The following is an 18086-nucleotide window of genomic DNA, read 5'->3' on the forward strand; positions in this document are numbered from 1 at the left end:
TTTACTTAATCACCTGTTTACGACCATTAAAGATATACACGCCAGCGCGCGTTGGCTTGGTGCTGAGCTTGATGCCCTGCACGGTGTACCAACCATGCTGTGGCCACTGCTCGGCAGCGACGAAGCCAATCTTGGTGGGCTCGTTGTAAGAGCCACTGATGGCGTTCACTTCGAAGTTCATCACCTGTCCTGTGGCGGCAATGATCTCGCCATCACGCTCGACGGCAAACGAGAGAGGCATTCGGCGGTCGCCTGCAATGGTCATGTAGATGCGGTCGCCCTGAATGGTGGCCTCGCCCACATTCTCAGCATCGGCATAAGCTATCAGCTTGTCGCCCTCCTGCAGCTCGATGCCCTCGGCAACGGCTGTCAGCGACATGTTGCTGCTGTAGGCATACTGCCTGCTGCTTGTCTCTTCGAAGAACGTGGTGTTGGGTTCGAAGTAGGGATAGATGAACGTAGCCTCGCCAGCACGTTTGCGATAGAGCATGTAGCCCTCGCCGGGAATCATGTACTGCAGGTCGCCCTTCCATTTCCTTGAACCGTTGGCATCCACGGTGAACATGGCAAAGGCGGTCTTGCTCTTCACCACATCGCCATCCTCGGCCTCGTCCAGATAGTCGGCAAGAGCCGTGGCTACGGGCAGGTTGAGAACGGGCGTGTAGCCAATGGAGTTCCAGCCATGCTTGACGGTGATGGTGCGGTCGCCCTCGTTCTTCAAGATGGCACCCGTGATATCGAAGGATGCTGGACGGCTTACCTTGATGCGGTAGCTCTCGCTCACAGAGGCCTTCATGTTGTCGAACGATGCTGTGCCCTTGTTCGACAGCCATTCGCCATACTTATAGAGCAGCGAGGTGCTGCTGTTCTCGTTGGTCAGCATGTCGCCCTCCTGCCAATTGAAACTGTTCAGCAGGGTTTTCACATCGCGGAAGCTATCGTTCAGCACGTTCAGTGATACCCAGTTCCAACCTCCCATCAGGTTGATACGCTGGATATACAGGTCGCCAGCTTGCAGGACGAGTGGCTCCTTGGTGGTGCCTACCGAGCCCTCGGGATGGAAGGCCACATCCTGCAGTGACTTCAGGGCCATGATCTTGCCCGTCTCGTGGTGCCATAGGCGGAACGAGAGTGGCGTGGATACCGTGGTGCTGTCATAGACCGACATAAACACCAGGCTCTCGGAAGAGTTCTGGTCGTAGGTGATGTTGCTGACACCCATGCAGCGTCCCTTCGCATCGAAGGCTGCAACCTTGTCTTCCGTGTCGGTCACAATGTCGTCGTCGATCTCTACGCGCGCCACGATGCTCATGGAGAATTGCTTCATGTTGTTGGGAACCGTCCATAGAGGTTGTGTTCCCTCCACACTGATGTCCAGAGCCAGAGGTTCGGTCAGACCATTCTCGTCGGTGAGATAGATGACGTTGTCGTAGGTGCCGACGTTGGTGTCGCGACTGATGGTGAACGTCAGCGTCTTCTCGCTTCTGGCATCGATGACACCAGTCCCGTTGTTGACGACGAGCCACTTAGGCAGGTTCTCCACGGTGTAGGTGTGAGACACACCGCTATTGTTGACAATGTTGACGTCGAACGTGACATCTACGACAGAACTGCTGCGGATGGTCTTCTTGAAAGTCTTCTTGGCCCAGCGCAGAGGATTGAGGTCAACGAAGACGGCCACCGTGGCAGGCGAAGCCATGAAGTTGCCGTTCAGGTCGGGAATGTCGCGAACGGTGGCATAGACGGTGCGCTTGTTGATGCGCTTCTGCAGCTCGTCAATGTTGATGAGGATGCGGTTGTCGCGGCCAACGAAGCTGAAGTTCAGGTTGCGCAGTTCCTCGTAGGCATGTACGGGCGCACCCATATTGAGGTCGATGCGGCTGATGATGTCCAGTACGGGGTTGACGAAGACACTGTCGGCCTGTTCGCGTGGGTTGCCCTTGTCATCGTGCGTGATCGTCTTGTTCATGGCGTAAGGCTGCAGCTCGATGGCATTGTTCTGCTGGCGTTCCTGACGCTCAAAGTCAATATAGGTGAGGAGGCCCATCTCAGAACCACCAAGTGCCTTGCTTGCATAGCGCTTGATGAGGCTGAAGGGCAGTGCCTGCTCAAAGAGTGTCAGACCGTCGATATGGCCAGAGAAGGCATTCTCCTGATGAATCTTGTCGTTCTCCTTGCCCGTTTCTTTCCATACCATGTTGCCCATGTAGAAGTCGCCGGTCATGCCTCCCAATGAGTCGGTGGCAAACTGTGCCTTCATTTCTTCATCCACATAGATGCTGGCCACCTGTGACGAGCGGTTCACGGTCATCACATAGTGGTGCCAACGGTCGTCGCTATAGTCATCGCCCAGACTGAACTCCTGTCCGTAGGAGCGGTATTTCAGCGTGGGGCCTTCGAAACCGATGAAGAACTTGTTGATGGCAGCGACGTCGGTCTTACGGCCTGAGCCATTGCTGAGCAGGGCACCACGACCGCTCTCGTTGGTCTTGAACCAGAACATCAGCGTGTAGTCTTGCTCTGCGGTGCGCATAAGAGCTTTCTCCAACAGCTGCAGACCCTTGATGGGTTTCTCTTCGTTCTTGTCGAGTTTCAGCGACATGCTGTTGGGGTGTGACCAGTCAACGCCCTTGAGCGTCAGGTGGGCACCCTGTGCCAGGTCGGTGGCGTAGTCGCCCTTGCCCTCGTTCATGGGATAGTAGTCGGCCAGTCCCATCTCGTAGCCCGTCAACATCTGTTCGCTATAGCTATTGAGGGTGACGATATCCATGGCGCGATTCCATATGCGACCTTGGATCATACGGCCTTTGAAGAAAGACCGCTTGCTGATGTCGATCTGATTGGTGGCACCGAAGATGAGTGGGCCGTAGCCGCTATATGTCACGTTGCTCAGAGAGCCCTCTTCCTTGTTGGTGTAGAGGGTCAGCTTCTGGCGGTCGTTGTCGAGCACGAATGCCACACGCTGGAAGGACTTGCAGTCGAGCACACTCGTTCCGAGCAGTTCGCGGCCGTCAATCAGCATGCGCAGACGCCTGTCGGCCGTCAGCCACAGTTGCAGCTGCTTGCCGTCGCGGCCATGCGAGAAGATAGGCATGGCTTGCGCGGTGGAGTCGGGCTGGATCATCACTTCAACGGTGATGTTCTTGTCGGTGAAGTTGCGACGAGCTTCACTCTGGGCGTAGCCTTGACCATTGAACTGCAGTGAGGATGCCTCCTGGAGGTTGGTCTCGTTGGTCTCGCCTTTCACCTCGAAGTTGGTGGCCTCGCGCAGGTAGTTGTGCTCGATAGCCTCTGAGAAGTGGAAGATGATGTTGTCGCCCATCACCAGTACACCGTCTTTCGGATCGGGATTGCCGAACAGTTGAGGACGGCGCGTATCCTTGACGCCTGAGAGCACCTTCGACTCGTGTGTCAGGAAGGCGTTGCCGTTGCGGCAGAAGAGCACGGCTCTAAGGTCGTAGGCCTTCTCCATGATATCGCTTTCACCGAAGAAGCGAGTGGTGATGTTGCCGTTCTCAGGTATCATCTCCTTGGTGCCGCTGGCAGCGGCATAGAGTGTAGAGTCGGCATAATAGCCGCAGAGGTTCGTCCAGTAGTCGTCGCCACGCGTCGTCTCCTTATACTGGAACTCGATGTGGTCGAAGTTATGCTGGTTCTTGTCGAAACCGGCGATGACGACAGGCAGATACCAGCCCTTGTCGCCATCCTGCGGAGCATCGCAGTTCATGATCCACTTGTCGCCAGGCGTCGTGATGGAGACGGGGCCTGCCGTTTGCAGATAGTGAACATCGAAGGAAACCTCCTGGTACACCGTCATGTCGCCCACCGAGATGATGCCTATCTTCATATCCTGATAGTCGAACTTCTCACTGGCATATACCTCCAGGGTCTTCTCAGTGATCTGGCCCGGACGAACCTCTACCGTACGGCCGTCGCCTGTCAGAGGAACGCCGTCCACCACCAACTTGGCACCGTCGGGATTGGACATCTCCGACTGGTAGATCTTGAAGTAGTTGTAGGCAGCCTCGGGCGCCTCGCTCTCGTTGGCAAGATAGAGCTTGAAGCGGGCGGCCTCGCCGAAGGGCACACCGCTGACGCTCTGCTTGTCCATCTTGATGATGGGATTCTCAATCTTCTTCGTGCGTTCGTCGATGACGGTTTCGGGATTATAGAACAGCGACTTGCGCTCATCCTCGTAAGGACGGCAGGTGGCTCCGCCGCGGGTGCGATAGACAAAGCTACGTGGCTGACGGTAATTCTTCAGGTCCAGGTCGCGCTTCAGATAGTTGTAGTCGTGGGCTGCCTGTTCGTTGAAGTTGCTGCCTACAAAGACGTCGAGCACGTCGTTGCAGGTCACATCGTCGGTGCTGGTCTCCACACGATAGACATCGAAGTTCAGATGACTCTTGCGGTCCATGCCGATGGCGAAACTCTCTTTGCGGCTGAATGCCTTGCTCTCCGTGTCTCGGGGCTTCACGTTGAAGCTGATGGCTGGCTTGAGGTCAATTTTCGTCTCAAAGCCGGGAGCCTTGATTTCGACGGTGGTACCCTTGCCTTCCTGGCTTCCTTTATCTTCGCCAGTTTTTTTGGAGAGTATTTGGGAAAGAATCTTAGCCACCATAGGTCCAACAGTGCCTGCAAGACCTGCCAGTCCGCTACCGGCCTCGCTGTCGAAGTAGCCTTCGGTTAATGGGGTCATGGGATTGACAAACGAGTTGGTGTTGGAATAGTCGCTAGTGAACGTCTCGCCATAGTTAATAGCGGAGCCACCGTCCACGTCGAAGTTCTGCACCAGGTCGCGGGCAGTCAGCTTCTCGCGCTCGTTCTGGGCTATCATCTCCATCCACTTCACGATGTTTTCGTGATAGTGGGCCACCTCGTCGATCTTATTGCCCGTGTATCCGTCGGGCGCTACCAATTCGTATTCTGCGCCAAAAGTCTTGGCTTCCTTTTCCACCTTCGACCAGTACACCAGTTCGCCCGTAGCGTTGGCACGCTCCTTGGCCTGCTCTTTGCTGCCAGTGAACATCATCGATCGACATTGATCTTCCAACGACGGGATCAGTTGTTTGACGATGTAGTATTGAGAGTGTACGAAATTAGAGTTGATGACAGGTCCATAGGTCACCACCTCATCGCGTACCAGGTGCAGCAGTTTGCCCTCACCATCGCTGCCCTGAGCAATCTCTACCATGCGTCCAGCCATCTGCTGACCGCCCATCTGCTGGAATATGCTGTCGGGGATGACACGGATGGCGGTGGCGGGCTTGACGACGATGTTCTGGTCGATACCAATATACAAGTCGGCATCGGCACCTACCATGGTGGCTGCAGAACTGGTCGAGATATCCTCGGTGGCAGTCATCGTGTAGTTGAAGGCACGGTTGCCGCTACCTGAGAACATCAGGTCGATAGAGAAAGACAGATCGTTCTTGGAACTGAAGTTGAAACCGCCCACGCCACCGGCGCCCATCGGCGCTGCCACGACACCGGTGAAGGTAGCCATCTGGCCACCCATGGTGATACCGATATCCATTCCAAAGTTCCAGGTCATGTCCATCTGGTAGCTATACTTCAGCGTGGAGCCCTTGCTCAGCGTAGCCTTTGAGGCACCTCCAGGCGGGTCGCGCAGTACATCGACCAACAACGGAGTGGAGTAGTTCAGAATGTCCTTGGCACCCTTCAGCTGCTGTATATTTAATATGTATGCGCGAAGTGGCTGTGCCTCGTAGTGCGTGCCGTCCAGCAACAGCGTCATCGTCACCGTGCGCAGGGCGTCTTTGCTTGTCAGCAAGTAGGGCACCTGTGCGGCTTCCAGGTTGTAGGTAGCCTCGCCCACACTGTCAAGTTCGACAACGTCACGATGCGTCGAACTTACCATGCCGTTGTGGATGGTTACCTCGCCACCCGACAGACGGATGATATCGATGGTGTCGCTCTTGATATTGTTATTATAGTAGTAGCGCTCTGTGGCCGAGATCTTCACGGGGTACTTGCGCTCAATACTGAAGACGGGATAACCGAAGGTATAAAGGGTCTCCAGCGAGTCACGCTTGCCCTGCGGCCAGTTCTTCTTCTTCACGCCATAGGCCAGCGTCAACTTTTGTTTGCCGCCGCTGACGTCCTTGTAGCTGTAGTACTGGTCGCCGAAGAAGTCAAACTTATCGTAACCTATCTGCTTGTAGTCGATAATCACCGGTGAGTGATAGATGCGGCTGTACTGGGCGTTATACTCTACAACAGCTTCGTGTATCGGCGCCTTTTCGGCGTTCATCCACGAACCCTCGATGGTGTCGGTGTGCAGGGTCAGCGAGTCGGTGAGGTCTAGCACGTCGCCCACCTGTCCGCTCTGGAACAGCGTAGCATAACCCTTGGCGGTGATCTGCTGTATCTTCCACTTCACGGGTGGCAGTAGCACTTCGTACTCGCCGGTATGGACATCGGGCGTCACCACCATGCGGTTCAGCGTGGTGTGTACGGTGGTCTGGTATTCATACCTCGTGTCGTGGGCTTTGTGGGTGAAGACCTCATTGCGCTCCTTCAGGTCCGTATTCTGAACATCCCATACCAGGCGTGAGGCATTGTCACCCTCCAAAGCGAAGACCAACTGCAGGTTGTCACCCAGGTTGTTGCGTGACAGCGAGTTGCCCAGAGGAATAGCCCCCTGCTCCTTACCACCGGCCACACGGCCGATGAGCTTCACGCGGGTCTCGTCGTAGAAGTAGATGCCTGCCTGGTCGCTGGTAAAGTTGTATTCAATAGCCTGATCCTTGTCTTTGTGGTAGAAGCCATCCTGAGAGAACACGTGTCCGTCCTTGACGGCCTGGATGGTATGTTTATCCGCCAGCATGCGGAAGGAATACTTACCATCGTGGTCGGTCACCACCTTGCTGCTGCCGTTGTGCACCTCGCGACCGTCAACCAGGAACGACACACCCTGCACGGGGATACTCGTGCCTTTATATAGCACCAAACCTGAGAATTTGACGCTCTCCTTGGCGGTAAATATCACGCCCGTCACGACGTTGCCGCCTGGCGTGGTCTTGAGGGTGGCTGGCTGCACATCGCTGAAATTCTTCAGTTGGGGCGCCACATTAAAGGTCGTCTCTGTGCCATCCACGTAGGGCAGGTCACTGATGCGGAAGAAGCCACTCTCGTCGGTAGTGGTCTTCCACGAGTTGTTGTCTGCCGAGGTGATGTTGATGTCAATACCTGGGATGCCCGTGCCGTCGTCAAAGCGCAGATAGCCTTCTATGCTACCGGTTTGAGTACAGTTGGCGGCAACGGTCTTCGTGTCCTCGAACTTCAGACCCTCACAGCTGTTCACGCCGCGTACATAGTATTTATATTGGTGGACAGGACTGGTGGTCTTGTCCTCAAACTGCATCTCCGTCAGTTCGCCGGCAATGAGTTCGAATGTATTACTATTGGCATCGCATCTCCATACCTCGTAATAGTCAACGGGCTCTTCGTCCACGTTAGACCACGTCAGCAGGACGGAGCTCTGCAGTTCGCGGGCCACCAGCGACTCCTGGTCGATGCGACCCATATTCTCGTGGTAGAACTTGTCGGCAGGCACCTGAACATCGATGTGTGTGGTGTCCTTGCCTAGTGCCGTCTTGCTGGCATCGACAAGCAGTGTGATCTGGTAATCGACACACGAGCGGTTTAACAGCAACTCTGCCTCTCCAGCACGCAGCTGTTCGGCCGTGATAGCCGTCATCGTGTTGTCCACAGACTTCTTGTCGCGGTTGTAGGTATTCACCTGGAGCATCATGCTGACGCGGTCGTCCCACACATAGCGATGGCTGTCGTCGTTCTCCTTATAGCTCCATGTCACCTTGGCCAGATGTTCCTCCTGGTTGCTCCAGGTGGCCTTCACGTCCGTAGGCTGCACCAGGGCAAGCTTATCCAGCGTGGGCTGAACGGTAGCCACCGTGGGGTTCTTGCTGGCATCCAATCCCCATAGCTGCTGGGCGGAAGCACGTACCACCCAATAGGCCACCTGTGCCGTACCCGTCGCGAGGTCTATCTGCTCAGCCGTGAGGGTGCTCATCAGCGTGGAGTCCTTATATTCATAGTTCGTCACCTCGCCGTCGAACATCACAGCACCGATAGATGACGCGTCTTCCAACTTGCCCGTCAGTGAGCGCAGCACCACAAACTGGTCGCCCTCCACTGCGTCGTTAAAGGCAGGATCCTTGGTCTCCCATTGCAGGCGCACGGCACCGGCATCCGTCAGACTCTGTTTCGAGTGGGTCAGCACGTCGCACTTCAGGTTGCGCGGATTGTGTAACACGGCATCGTTCTTAGCATCATGGTCGTAGATGATGATGTCGGGCGTCAGCCTGACAACCATCCGCAGATCGCGGTGAATCTCGCTCGCTGGTAGCTTTAGGAAGCCCGAATAGCTATTGTCGGGCAGCGTCAGCCGCGGCAAGTCTTTCCGGTTGCCGTTCTCGTCTGTGTACCACATATCTATCCATTTCACCATCTGGTCGCACGAGAACGGAATCTTCAACATGCCTTCCTCGCCGCTCTCCGTGCCAGGAACGATGTCGTAGCACTCAAAGGTGGGGTTGGCCGTAATAACAGGCACCGCCTTACCATCGACAAGCTGCCATGAACCGTTTTCGTTTTCATTCATTTTGTTCATCAAAGCAGCCTGGTCAGTGAAATTCTTATGGTCTCCACACTCGCTCCAGTCGTGAATGGTGTAAATGCAAGGATGGTCATAGCCTCCCCAGGCATCGCCATCGTAGTAGCAAATGCTGTAACGGTCTATCTTTTCTCTGGAACCTTTCTCGTAAAGGCGACTAAGATCGAATGAGGCCCCTTTTTCACCCCATCCGACAAAGGCACCCGCAAAACTTTCTTTTTTCTTGTTTTTAGGGGCATAGACAATCTTACCATCAAACAGACAGTCTCTCATCACAATCGCGTTCTGACGCGCATGTCCGATGAAACCGCCGAGAATCTCACCTGTAGTAACGATTTTTCCGCCTTCTTCTTTATCATAGCCTGTGATGGTAGCGGAAACCCACACCCTCTCTACGGTGAGGCTATAGTCCTTATATTCTTTTCCGACAAAGCCCACCAGTCCGGCAGAGTGCTTTCCGCCAGATATATTACCCGTGACGTGCAGGTTGCGGATGGTGGCGTTGGACGCAAAGACGAATGGCGCCATGTAGTTATCATTGTAGGGATTGGCAATCTCTGCATTCAGCGTATGTCCATTACCGTTGAATGTTCCATGGAAAGGTGCATCCAAGTTCAGGCCTACCCAGTTTGTCACCGTGAAGTCAGCATCCATAATGGCATTGACCTCCTGACCACCGGCCTGGTCAACCAGCAGTCTGAAGCGCTCCCAGTCGCTCTCATTACGCAATACGTGGTAGCTGACTCCATCTACGATGATAACATCGTCATTAGGATTGTCTGCCCATGTCGATGTAGGTGACACCCACATGATGGCGGACAACAAGGCTGCCAACAGGAAAGACAGGCGTCTTCCCTTCATGATCTGGCGCAACTTGTTGCACATCTGTTCTTTCTGAAATTGTTTCATAATGATTGTTATTTATTAGGTTTTCTTTTCTCGTTTTTAGTCAGTCAATCGTTGATAGGAGTGTTAATAGTTCTCTAGACATGTATATTTTTTCTTTTTTTAAGATTGCTTTTAATTTGCAAAGTTATATAAATAATGTGTATGTTGTATATTGTTGTATAGGCATTTTTGCACCGCGTATGGGCATTTTTGCACATACAGATGCCTGTTTTGTCAACTTCCTGTGATGCGAAGAAATGCAGAACTTGCTCTGTTTCAGTAAAAAAAGTGATGAGTTTGCTTGTTCGTATGGTAATTTTTTGTAATTTTGCGACGGAAAGTTATAGTGACAACTTCGCAGAAGTAAATAGAATGGAAATTTTGTTTTATACTTGGCTTTCTGTGTCTTTACCGTTAAAAGAAATTTGAAATGAAACTACGCTACCAACAGATATTAACCGCCGTCATTGTTGTACTGACGACTACGGCCTGTGAGAATCAGATGTCTGATAGACAGATTGTCCTGCGGCATAGTCATATCGTCTTGCAATGGCTCGTGCTGGTGCTGTTTCTTAGTGTTATAGCTATATTGATCTTTTTTCTTTGTCGGATTCAAAAGCAAAACTATCAACTGCATCGTGCCATCAAATCGTTGAAGCAGTTGCAGCCACTGTCAGATATAAAGACAGCTTCGGCAACTGAACCACAGCAGCTCACTGACGATGAGGACCTGCAGAACTATCTGAAGATGGAAAGCCTGATAAACGAACAAAAGGTGTTTCTCAACCCGTTGGCAAACATCGATATGGTGATGGAGAAAGCAGGCTATAGCCGTAGGACTTCAACAAGACTTATTCAGCAGTTTGGCAATAGCAACACACGTTTGGACTACTTGAACCAAAAGCGCGTGGTATATGCCGCGCAACAACTGTTGGCAGACCTGTCGGCATCGACGAAGGAAGTGGGCGCTCGCTCGGGGTTCTATGATGACAGCACGTTTCGTCGTAATTTTAAGAAGTACTACGGCGTGACGCCGGCTGCCTTTCGGACCTTGCATGGCGCTGGCGGTGCAGAGGCACCTGACTGAAGAAAAAAAAGCTATCACCGTTGAGATGATAGCTTTTTTTATGTTGTATCGAAACAATACTTATTTCTTGATTCTGTAGAGACGGAACGACATGGCGGGAAGCTGGTCGTTAAGCAGTACGGACTTCTTGGCAGCTTCGCACTGCACACTGCCTGCCACCGGTGTGATCTTGGTGGGGTTGTCCAGTGTGTTCTCATCGTCCATCGAACCATTGTGGCTCAGCGTCAGTGTGGTGGCTACGGGGGCGCCCGTCATGCCCTGCAGGTTGAGGGTGATGTCCTGCGCCTGCTTGGCGGTGTTGATGACCTTCACGATGACCTCGCCAGTGGTCTTGTCGAAGACAGATGAAGCAAACAGGCCGTCCTGACCGTCAAGACCTGCCACGGGCTGTGTCTTCTTGCCCTTGGCATCGCTGGGATCCTTCATGGTGAGCTTCAGCACGTTGGTGCCTTTGTTCATGGCATACATCTGCTGCACGTAGTAGCTTACCGACTTGAACGAACGCAGGTTGTCGTACCAGATCATGTCGGGACGCCACTGCCAACCGTCAACGTGGGCGAAGAGGGGAGCGTAGGTGGCCATCTCTACGATGTCGGCATTGCGCTCGATGCCCGTCATGAAGGCTGCCTCGTAGAGCGATGTCTCGTAGTGGTTCCACTTCTTTCCCTTGCCGTGGCAGGCATATTCGCCAGCAAACACCTTGGGACCCTTGCGGTCGTAGCTGTCGTAGCGCATGGCACCGCAGTTGCCATATTTCTTCTTTGCTTCGGGGGTGGCCAGGAACCACTCCTCGGGACGATAGAAGTGCTCATCGACCAGGTCGGCCTTCTGGGCTTTCATAGCCTCCCAGCCCTTCTCAAACATCTTGCCCTCGGAGTCGGGACCACTGGTGCCGATGATCTTGATATTGGGATATTTGGCTCGGATGGCCTCTACGAAGGGCTTCAGACGCTCGAAGTAGGGCGTGTCCCACTGTTCATTGCCCACACCGATATATTTCATGTTGAATGGTGCGGGGTGGCCCATCTCGGCGCGAATCTTTGCCCACTTAGAAGTGGCGGGGTCGCCATTGGCAAACTCGATGAGATCCAGACAATCATCAATGAAAGGCTGCAGCTCGTCCATCTTGGCATGAGCCTCCAAGCGATTCTGGAACTGACAAGCCAGACCAACGCTGAGCACGGGCAGTGGCTCAGCACCAATGTCCTCGCAGAGCTGGAAGAACTCGAAGAAGCCAAGGCCATAGCTCTGGTAGTAGTCAGCATAATAGCGGTAGTCGAAGGTGTCCTCCCAACGGTTGCGGTTCAGCGGACGGTTCTCAACGGGACCGATGGTGTTCTTCCACTGGTAGCGGGTGTCCAGTGTGGTGCCCTCGACGATGCAACCGCCAGGGAAGCGGAATACGCCGGGATGCATGTCCTGAAGTGCCTCGGCCAGGTCGCGGCGCATGCCGTTCGTACGACCTTTATAGGTGTCAACGGGGAATAGTGAGATGTGCTCCAGCGCTACGGGGTTACCGTTGCTCAGGAAAATGCGCAACTGGGCCTTGGCATTGGTGCGCGTTGACTTCAGAACGATTTCGTATTTCTGCCACTCGGATGAGGTGATGTCCAGCTTCTGTTCAACAAACTGCTGGCGCTCCTCCATGGTGTTCTGGTCTATCAGCTGTACGCGAATCTGCGACTTGCCCTTGGGTGCCTTGGCCCACACGCTGAAACGGTATTCCTTGTCCTTCTCCACGCCGATGCCAAAGAAGCCTTCGTTCTGCAGACCGGTGCGGCGCTCGCGGTGACCAGGGTCAGAGAGTACGACGTAGTGTGGACAACGCTCGAAGGGACCATCGTCCTTCAGAGCCACATTGCCAAACACGCGCCAGCCCATGAACGACTGCGGAAATTCGAACGAACGGTTTTTTACCAGTTCGCCATACAGGCCGCCGTCGGCAGCAAAGTTGATGTCTTCAAAGAAGATGCCGTACATGGTCGGCGACACAGAAGCACCCATTTTCTTGGTGTTTACGTCCATCACATGGCCCGCATGGGCAGCCAGCGATGCAGCAAGCAGCATGGTGCAGGAGATTAGTTTTAGTTTCATATAAATAGTTAGTTGTATGAATAGTTCGATTGTCTTTTGGCCATTTTAGGCCCTTTATCGTGCAAAATTAGTTAAAAAAAGACAAAGAAACAAATCATTTACGGAAAAATGACTACTTTTGTAACACTTTAACGAACACACTAACGAATATGAAAACAATTCTCGTAGCTGAAGACAACGACAGTAACTACCTTCTGATGACTTATATCCTGAAAAGAGACTATCAGGTTGTACGTGCAGCCAACGGACTGGAGGCCGTAGAGAAGGTGAATGCTGGTGGCATCGATCTGGTGCTGATGGACATTAAGATGCCTGTGATGGATGGATTGGAGGCTACCAAGAAAATTAAGGAAACGCATCCAGAACTTCCTGTTATTGCACTGACGGCAAATGCTTTCGAAACCGATAAGCAGCTGGCACTTGACGCGGGAAGCAATGACTTCCTGACGAAGCCTGTCAACAGCAGGAAGTGTCTGGATACGATTGCAAAGTTTATTTAATCAGAAGAAGCACTCTTGACAAAGAATGCGCAGTAGGTGAGATAGAGCACGCAGCACAGTGTGACCATGATGCCACCTACAATACCTACCGTACCTATAGCGAAGCCTATGGCAGGGGTGACAACGCCACCGCCTGCTACTGCTGTAATCATAAGGCCGGAAATCTGATTGGCCTTATCGGGCTTTGCTTGTAATGCCATGGAATAAATAATCGAGAAAACGGATGAGGCGAAAAAGCCTACAGTACCGATGCACACCATGTTGACCGTGGCATGGTGCCAGAAGGTCATGACCAGTAGTGAGGCGATGCAGCAAAGAATGTTGACTCTGAAATAGCGGATGCTGGACATGCGCGCCAGGGCGAACACGCCAATGAAGGCACCAACGGTGCGACAGAAGAAGTAGATCTGGGGCGCAAACTTCACCTGACTCTCGCTCCAACCGAAACGTATGGCCATCAGTTTGGAACTAATGAAATTGGTGGCTACATCGACACCCACAATAAAGAAGATGCCAAGGAAGAGCAGCAGGATGGTGTTGTCCTTTAGCAGCGCAAACGAGCTGGACAGCGAAACCTGCTGTTCGGTGCTTGGTGTCTCGCGCTGAATGGGCGTGAGCATCAGCCATAGGGCCGACAATAGTGTGATGAGTCCCAACAGGGGGAAACAGTAGTACCACTTGTCTTCGCCGCCATAGTTGACTGCAAGCAAAACAATCTCTGGACCTACCAACGACGAGAGGGCCTTGATAACCTGGCCAGCAGTCAGACTACTGGTCAGGAGTCTGCCATCGCTCACAACATTGTTTAATAATGGATTTAAAGACACTTGAAGGATGGCATTACCAATGCCCAGCAGGGCGTAGGCCAGCATACAGGTGATGCTATTGTAGGTGAGCAGTGGCAACAGCATGCCTACCACGGTGATGCCCATACTGAGCAGTACGGTGTTCTTGCGGCCCCATTTGTTCATCTGGTTGCCAATGGGGATGCCGAGGAACAAGAACCAGATGAATACCAGCGAGGGCACAAAGCCTGTCATGACGGGCGACCAGCCGAAGCTGCGCTGCACGTAGTCGGACGAGATGCCGACAATGTCGCAAAAACCCATCACGAAGAAGGCAAATAATACGGGGAGGGATTTTTTCATCTTTTATTCTACTGAAAGTTAAAATGGGAGTTCTTGGACAAGCCAAGCAACTCCCAATTCTTTTTTTTGTTCTGTTATTTTAACTGAGGACATGGCACGGGTGCCGCGGTGCCCCATGTCTGATTGGGCTTTGATCCCATTTGGAACTTCAGGGTGCCTCCCTTGTAGAGTTCGTCGCGGAACAGCCAGCACTGGTTCAGGGGCTTGCCGTTTAGTTGAGCCGACTGTACATAGTAGGCATCGCTGCCGTTGCCCTCGGTCTCGATGACGAAGGTCTTGCCCGAGGCATAGCGGTCGCTGAGCTGTATCTCGATGCGGTCGAACAGCGGACTGCCCAACTGATAGGTGGGACGCTGACAGGCACCGCCTTGCACGTCGAACAGGCCCATGGATGACATGACGAACCATGCACCCAACTGTCCCTGGTCTTCGTCCTGACCATAGCCATAGCCATGTTCGCCGGTGGTGCCGTAGAACTCCTCGCAGATGAGGCGTGTCCACTTCTGGGTGAGGTAGGGCTTACCCGAGAAGTTGAACAACCAAGGGATGTGTAGGCTGGGCTGGTTGCCATGGTTGTAGGGACTCGATACGCCCGAGAAGGCGTTGGTCACCTTACCGCCACCAAAGACGGTCTTGCGGGCCACGGTGAAAATAGAGTCAAGACGATGGTTGAACATGTCCTTGCCTACACGGGTCACCAGCCCTTCGGGGTTCTGGGGTACAAAGAAGGTGTACTGGAAGGCGTTGCCCTCCTGGAAACCGCGCCATGACTCTAGCGGATTGAAATGGTCGATAAAGTCGCCATTTGCCACGCGTGGACGAACCATCTTCAGATCATCGTCGAACACCTTGGCCCAACCGTCAGACAGTGACATCAGCTTCTGGTAGTCGGCCTCCTTGCCTAGTGCCTTGGCCAGTTGTGCCACGGCATAGGCGCTGAAACTATATTCAAGCGTGTGAGACACAGAGAACTGTGAGCCACCGGCGTGGGTGCCATAGAAGACACTGTCGTCGAAAGGCACATAACCTTTGGCCACAAACTGGCCTACGTCCATCTTGCCTGCACCCTCGATACGGTGGTCGGCACCCAACTCGTTTTTCAAGGCTGCCTCATAGGCCGTGGCAATGTCGAAGTCGCGGATGCCGCTATTATAAGCACCGGCAATGGCAATGCTGGTCATGTTGGTTCCTACGCCAGAGACGTACTTGCTGTTGGCAACGCCGTCGCCCAACCAGCCGGCATCCTGATAGATGCGCAACTGACTGTTCACCCAGTCGTTGTAGTACTCGGGAAAGACCATCGCCCACAGTGGTGTGAGGTTCCAGTAGCCACCCCAGATGGCGTCGGTATTATAAAAGTTGAAGGCAGGTTTGCCGTTTTTGTCCTTGGGAAGGGTGCCCACGGTGCCGTCGTTCTTGGGATAGGCACCATTGACGTCGTTGGCCAGACCGCGACCCAGCAATACGTGGTAGAGACCAGTATAGAACTTGACTTTGTTCTCTTCGCTGCCGCCCGACACCTTGATGCGGTTCAGAGCCTGATGCCACTTCTTGGTGGTGGCGGCCAGCGCTTGGTCGAAGGTCAGCTGCTTTGCCTCGGTCTGCAGGTTCAGTTTGGCATTGGCGATAGAGGTATAGGAAAGACCTATCTTCACAGTCACCTGCTCGTTCTGCTTGGTGGCGTAGTTCAGACTCATGATGGCACCTGGACCGTGTATTTCGGTGCCACTCTGAAGCTGACCTCCCTGGTGGAATACTTCTACCGAGGCAGGGGCTTTGTCGAGCACGGCATAGAAATACATCGACACAGTGGCACCAGCCTGATACTTCTTAACATATTCGGGCTCGGTGATGACAAAGCCCTCGATGGTCTTGTCGTCCACCTGACGGATATAGGCATCCTTGACGGCTCCGCTCTCACCTTGGCGGTTGCCGATGTTGAACAGGATGTGCGACTGCTCGGAAGCTGGGAACGTGTAGCGCTGGAAGCCCACACGGGCGGTGGCAGTGAGCTCGGCACGTACTTGATAGTCTTTCAACAAGACGGAGTAGTAGCCGGGATGGGCGCTCTCGTCAACCTTGTCGAAACGTGAACGGAAACCTTCGTCGGGCGTTTCCATCTTGCCTGGAATGGTCTTGACCGTACCCGTGACGGGCATCAGTGCGATGCCGCCCACCTGAAACTCGTGCAGACAGGGAAAACCGTCGATAGAGGTGTGCCCGTCCTCATAGCCCACGGCCTCCCAGCCCTGATTGTTGCCGTAGGTGCCATTGGTTGAGGCACTCAGCTTGGCCAAGCCGAAGGGTTCGGCAGCGGGGGTGTAGAAGAACCAACGGCTGTGGACGGTGCCCAGGTTGGGTTTGACGTAGCCTAACAAGGTGGTGTCGAGTTGCGACTTCTGCTGTGTAGAACAGCCTGTCAGACAGGCAATCGACAGAATGCCAAAGATGAATCTGATTTTTCTCATTATTACTATACTATATATACTTATATCGGTTTTTCGATGTCTTTATTGTCCTACCACCTCACCTTTGTAGAGTGCGATGAGGCTCAGACCGTCGAGCGCAGCAGCCTGCATGAGCAGACTCTCAATGCGCTTGGGCGAACCGCCGGTCCAGTCTTCGTAGAAGAAGCCTGTCTGGTTGCGTGCCTTCTCGTAGGCATGGTCGGTGAAGTTGATAAAGGTGTCGATATAGTTCTGAGCGGTCTTGTAATAGGGACGGATATCGACGAATGCGTTGATGAGCTTGATGGTGAACCAAGGGTCGTTGGCAGGATAGGCCAGTGCCATACCATTGGCTGGACGTACGAAGTAATTATAGGCCCCCTCGGCCGATGCTTTGGCATGGTTGAGGTACTTCTCGTCGCCAGTGATCTGGTAGAGGCGCACGCCATTAGAGATCATGGCACCGGTGTTGTAGGTCCACTTGGTCTTGTTGATAGCCCCCGTGGCCTGTTTGTCGTTCCAGTAGTTGTTGTCCTCAGGGTCGCGCAGGTTTGTGTAGAGCCAATTGTAGAGTCGTTTGGCAAAGCTCAAAACGTCGGCTTTCTCTTCTGACGTGCAAACACTGTAGTATTCCAACAAGAACAGTGTGCCGAAGCCATTGGCACAGGCCGGCTTGTTGGAGTCGCCCACACCAGCCTGGTTCTTCTGTGATTCGTTCCACCACATGGCACCTCCATGGACATTGTCCTCGCCCGACTTCAGGAAACTGACGATGCGCTTGGCGCGCTCCAGATAGATCTTGTCGCCCGTCAACTTATAGGCATGTACCAAGTCGATACCCACAATAGAGTTGTCGTCGTAGTAGCGCGTGCCGCCACCGCTCACGCCATTGGTCTGAGAGCCGTAGCCGCCGATGTTGACATCGCCAGAGGTGCGCCAGTAGCATTCAAACTTGTCAACCATGCTCTTGTAGTCGATGTCGTAGCCCAAAGCATAGAGGTTGGCTGCAGCCGAAACCAGTCCGTCGTAGGGCCAGAGGAACGAGGCCGACAGGTCGCCAGCGGCCTTGGGATAGTTCTCGTTGTAGAGTCCACTGGTGGGACCGTTCTTCACCTGATAATACTGGTTGATGAGGTCGAACAGCTCTTTGGCACGTTCGTGATAGACAATCTTCTCTGCGGGCTCGTCGGGAACGGATGGAGAGGCGGGAGGAGTGAACTCCTCCACGCCTGATCCACCGCAGGAAACTAATACCATTGTTAA

7 protein-coding genes are annotated in these 18086 nt (G+C 53.6%); 2 read left to right on the forward strand and 5 right to left on the reverse strand.

What is annotated here, in order from left to right:
- Position 1 precedes the first annotated feature (1 nt).
- On the reverse strand, positions 2-9568 hold the full coding sequence (locus T433_RS0104060; protein WP_081778354.1) for a LamG-like jellyroll fold domain-containing protein: 9567 nt from the start codon (positions 9566-9568) through the stop codon (positions 2-4).
- A gap of 409 nt (positions 9569-9977) precedes the next feature.
- On the opposite strand from T433_RS0104060, the gene T433_RS0104065 reads away from it, so the two are divergent.
- Complete coding sequence (locus T433_RS0104065) at positions 9978-10634, forward strand: AraC family transcriptional regulator (protein ID WP_027454953.1); 657 nt, start codon at positions 9978-9980, stop codon at positions 10632-10634.
- A 60-nt stretch (positions 10635-10694) separates the two neighbouring features.
- Here the strand turns inward: T433_RS0104065 and T433_RS0104070 are convergent, their stop codons facing one another.
- Complete coding sequence (locus T433_RS0104070; RefSeq protein WP_027454954.1) at positions 10695-12728, reverse strand: alpha-L-arabinofuranosidase C-terminal domain-containing protein; 2034 nt, start codon at positions 12726-12728, stop codon at positions 10695-10697.
- Between the two features lie 149 nt (positions 12729-12877).
- On the opposite strand from T433_RS0104070, the gene T433_RS0104075 reads away from it, so the two are divergent.
- Positions 12878-13228 carry a response regulator gene (locus T433_RS0104075; RefSeq protein WP_027449952.1) on the forward strand — a complete coding sequence of 117 codons (351 nt, stop codon included), beginning with the start codon at positions 12878-12880 and terminating at the stop codon, positions 13226-13228.
- On the opposite strand, the gene T433_RS0104080 is transcribed toward T433_RS0104075, so the two are convergent.
- From T433_RS0104080 to T433_RS0104090, 3 genes are all read right to left on the reverse strand, one after another.
- Entirely contained in the window at positions 13225-14376 is a 1152-nt protein-coding gene (locus tag T433_RS0104080; RefSeq protein WP_027454955.1) for an MFS transporter, read from the reverse strand. The genes T433_RS0104075 and T433_RS0104080 overlap by 4 nt on opposite strands.
- A 74-nt stretch (positions 14377-14450) precedes the next feature.
- The gene (locus tag T433_RS14575; RefSeq protein ID WP_044109198.1) at positions 14451-16844 is read right to left on the reverse strand and encodes a GH92 family glycosyl hydrolase; all 2394 of its coding nucleotides are present in this window, start codon (positions 16842-16844) and stop codon (positions 14451-14453) included.
- A 42-nt stretch (positions 16845-16886) separates the two neighbouring features.
- The gene (locus tag T433_RS0104090; RefSeq protein ID WP_231478014.1) at positions 16887-18080 is read right to left on the reverse strand and encodes a glycoside hydrolase family 76 protein; all 1194 of its coding nucleotides are present in this window, start codon (positions 18078-18080) and stop codon (positions 16887-16889) included.
- Positions 18081-18086 lie beyond the last annotated feature (6 nt).

The sequence above is a fragment of the Xylanibacter brevis ATCC 19188 genome (genome assembly GCF_000621725.1).
In the GTDB taxonomy this organism is placed as follows: Bacteria; Bacteroidota; Bacteroidia; order Bacteroidales; family Bacteroidaceae; genus Prevotella; species Prevotella brevis.

What these genes read in the sequence shown, in the direction of transcription:
- T433_RS14575 (WP_044109198.1), bottom strand. Translation starts at nt 16,844, where the DNA reads ATGAGAAAAATCAGATTCATCTTTGGCATTCTGTCGATTGCCTGTCTG.
- T433_RS0104080 (WP_027454955.1), bottom strand. Translation starts at nt 14,376, where the DNA reads ATGAAAAAATCCCTCCCCGTATTATTTGCCTTCTTCGTGATGGGTTTT.
- T433_RS0104060 (WP_081778354.1), bottom strand. Translation starts at nt 9,568, where the DNA reads ATGAAACAATTTCAGAAAGAACAGATGTGCAACAAGTTGCGCCAGATC.
- T433_RS0104075 (WP_027449952.1), top strand. Translation starts at nt 12,878, where the DNA reads ATGAAAACAATTCTCGTAGCTGAAGACAACGACAGTAACTACCTTCTG.
- T433_RS0104065 (WP_027454953.1), top strand. Translation starts at nt 9,978, where the DNA reads ATGAAACTACGCTACCAACAGATATTAACCGCCGTCATTGTTGTACTG.
- T433_RS0104070 (WP_027454954.1), bottom strand. Translation starts at nt 12,728, where the DNA reads ATGAAACTAAAACTAATCTCCTGCACCATGCTGCTTGCTGCATCGCTG.
- T433_RS0104090 (WP_231478014.1), bottom strand. Translation starts at nt 18,080, where the DNA reads ATGGTATTAGTTTCCTGCGGTGGATCAGGCGTGGAGGAGTTCACTCCT.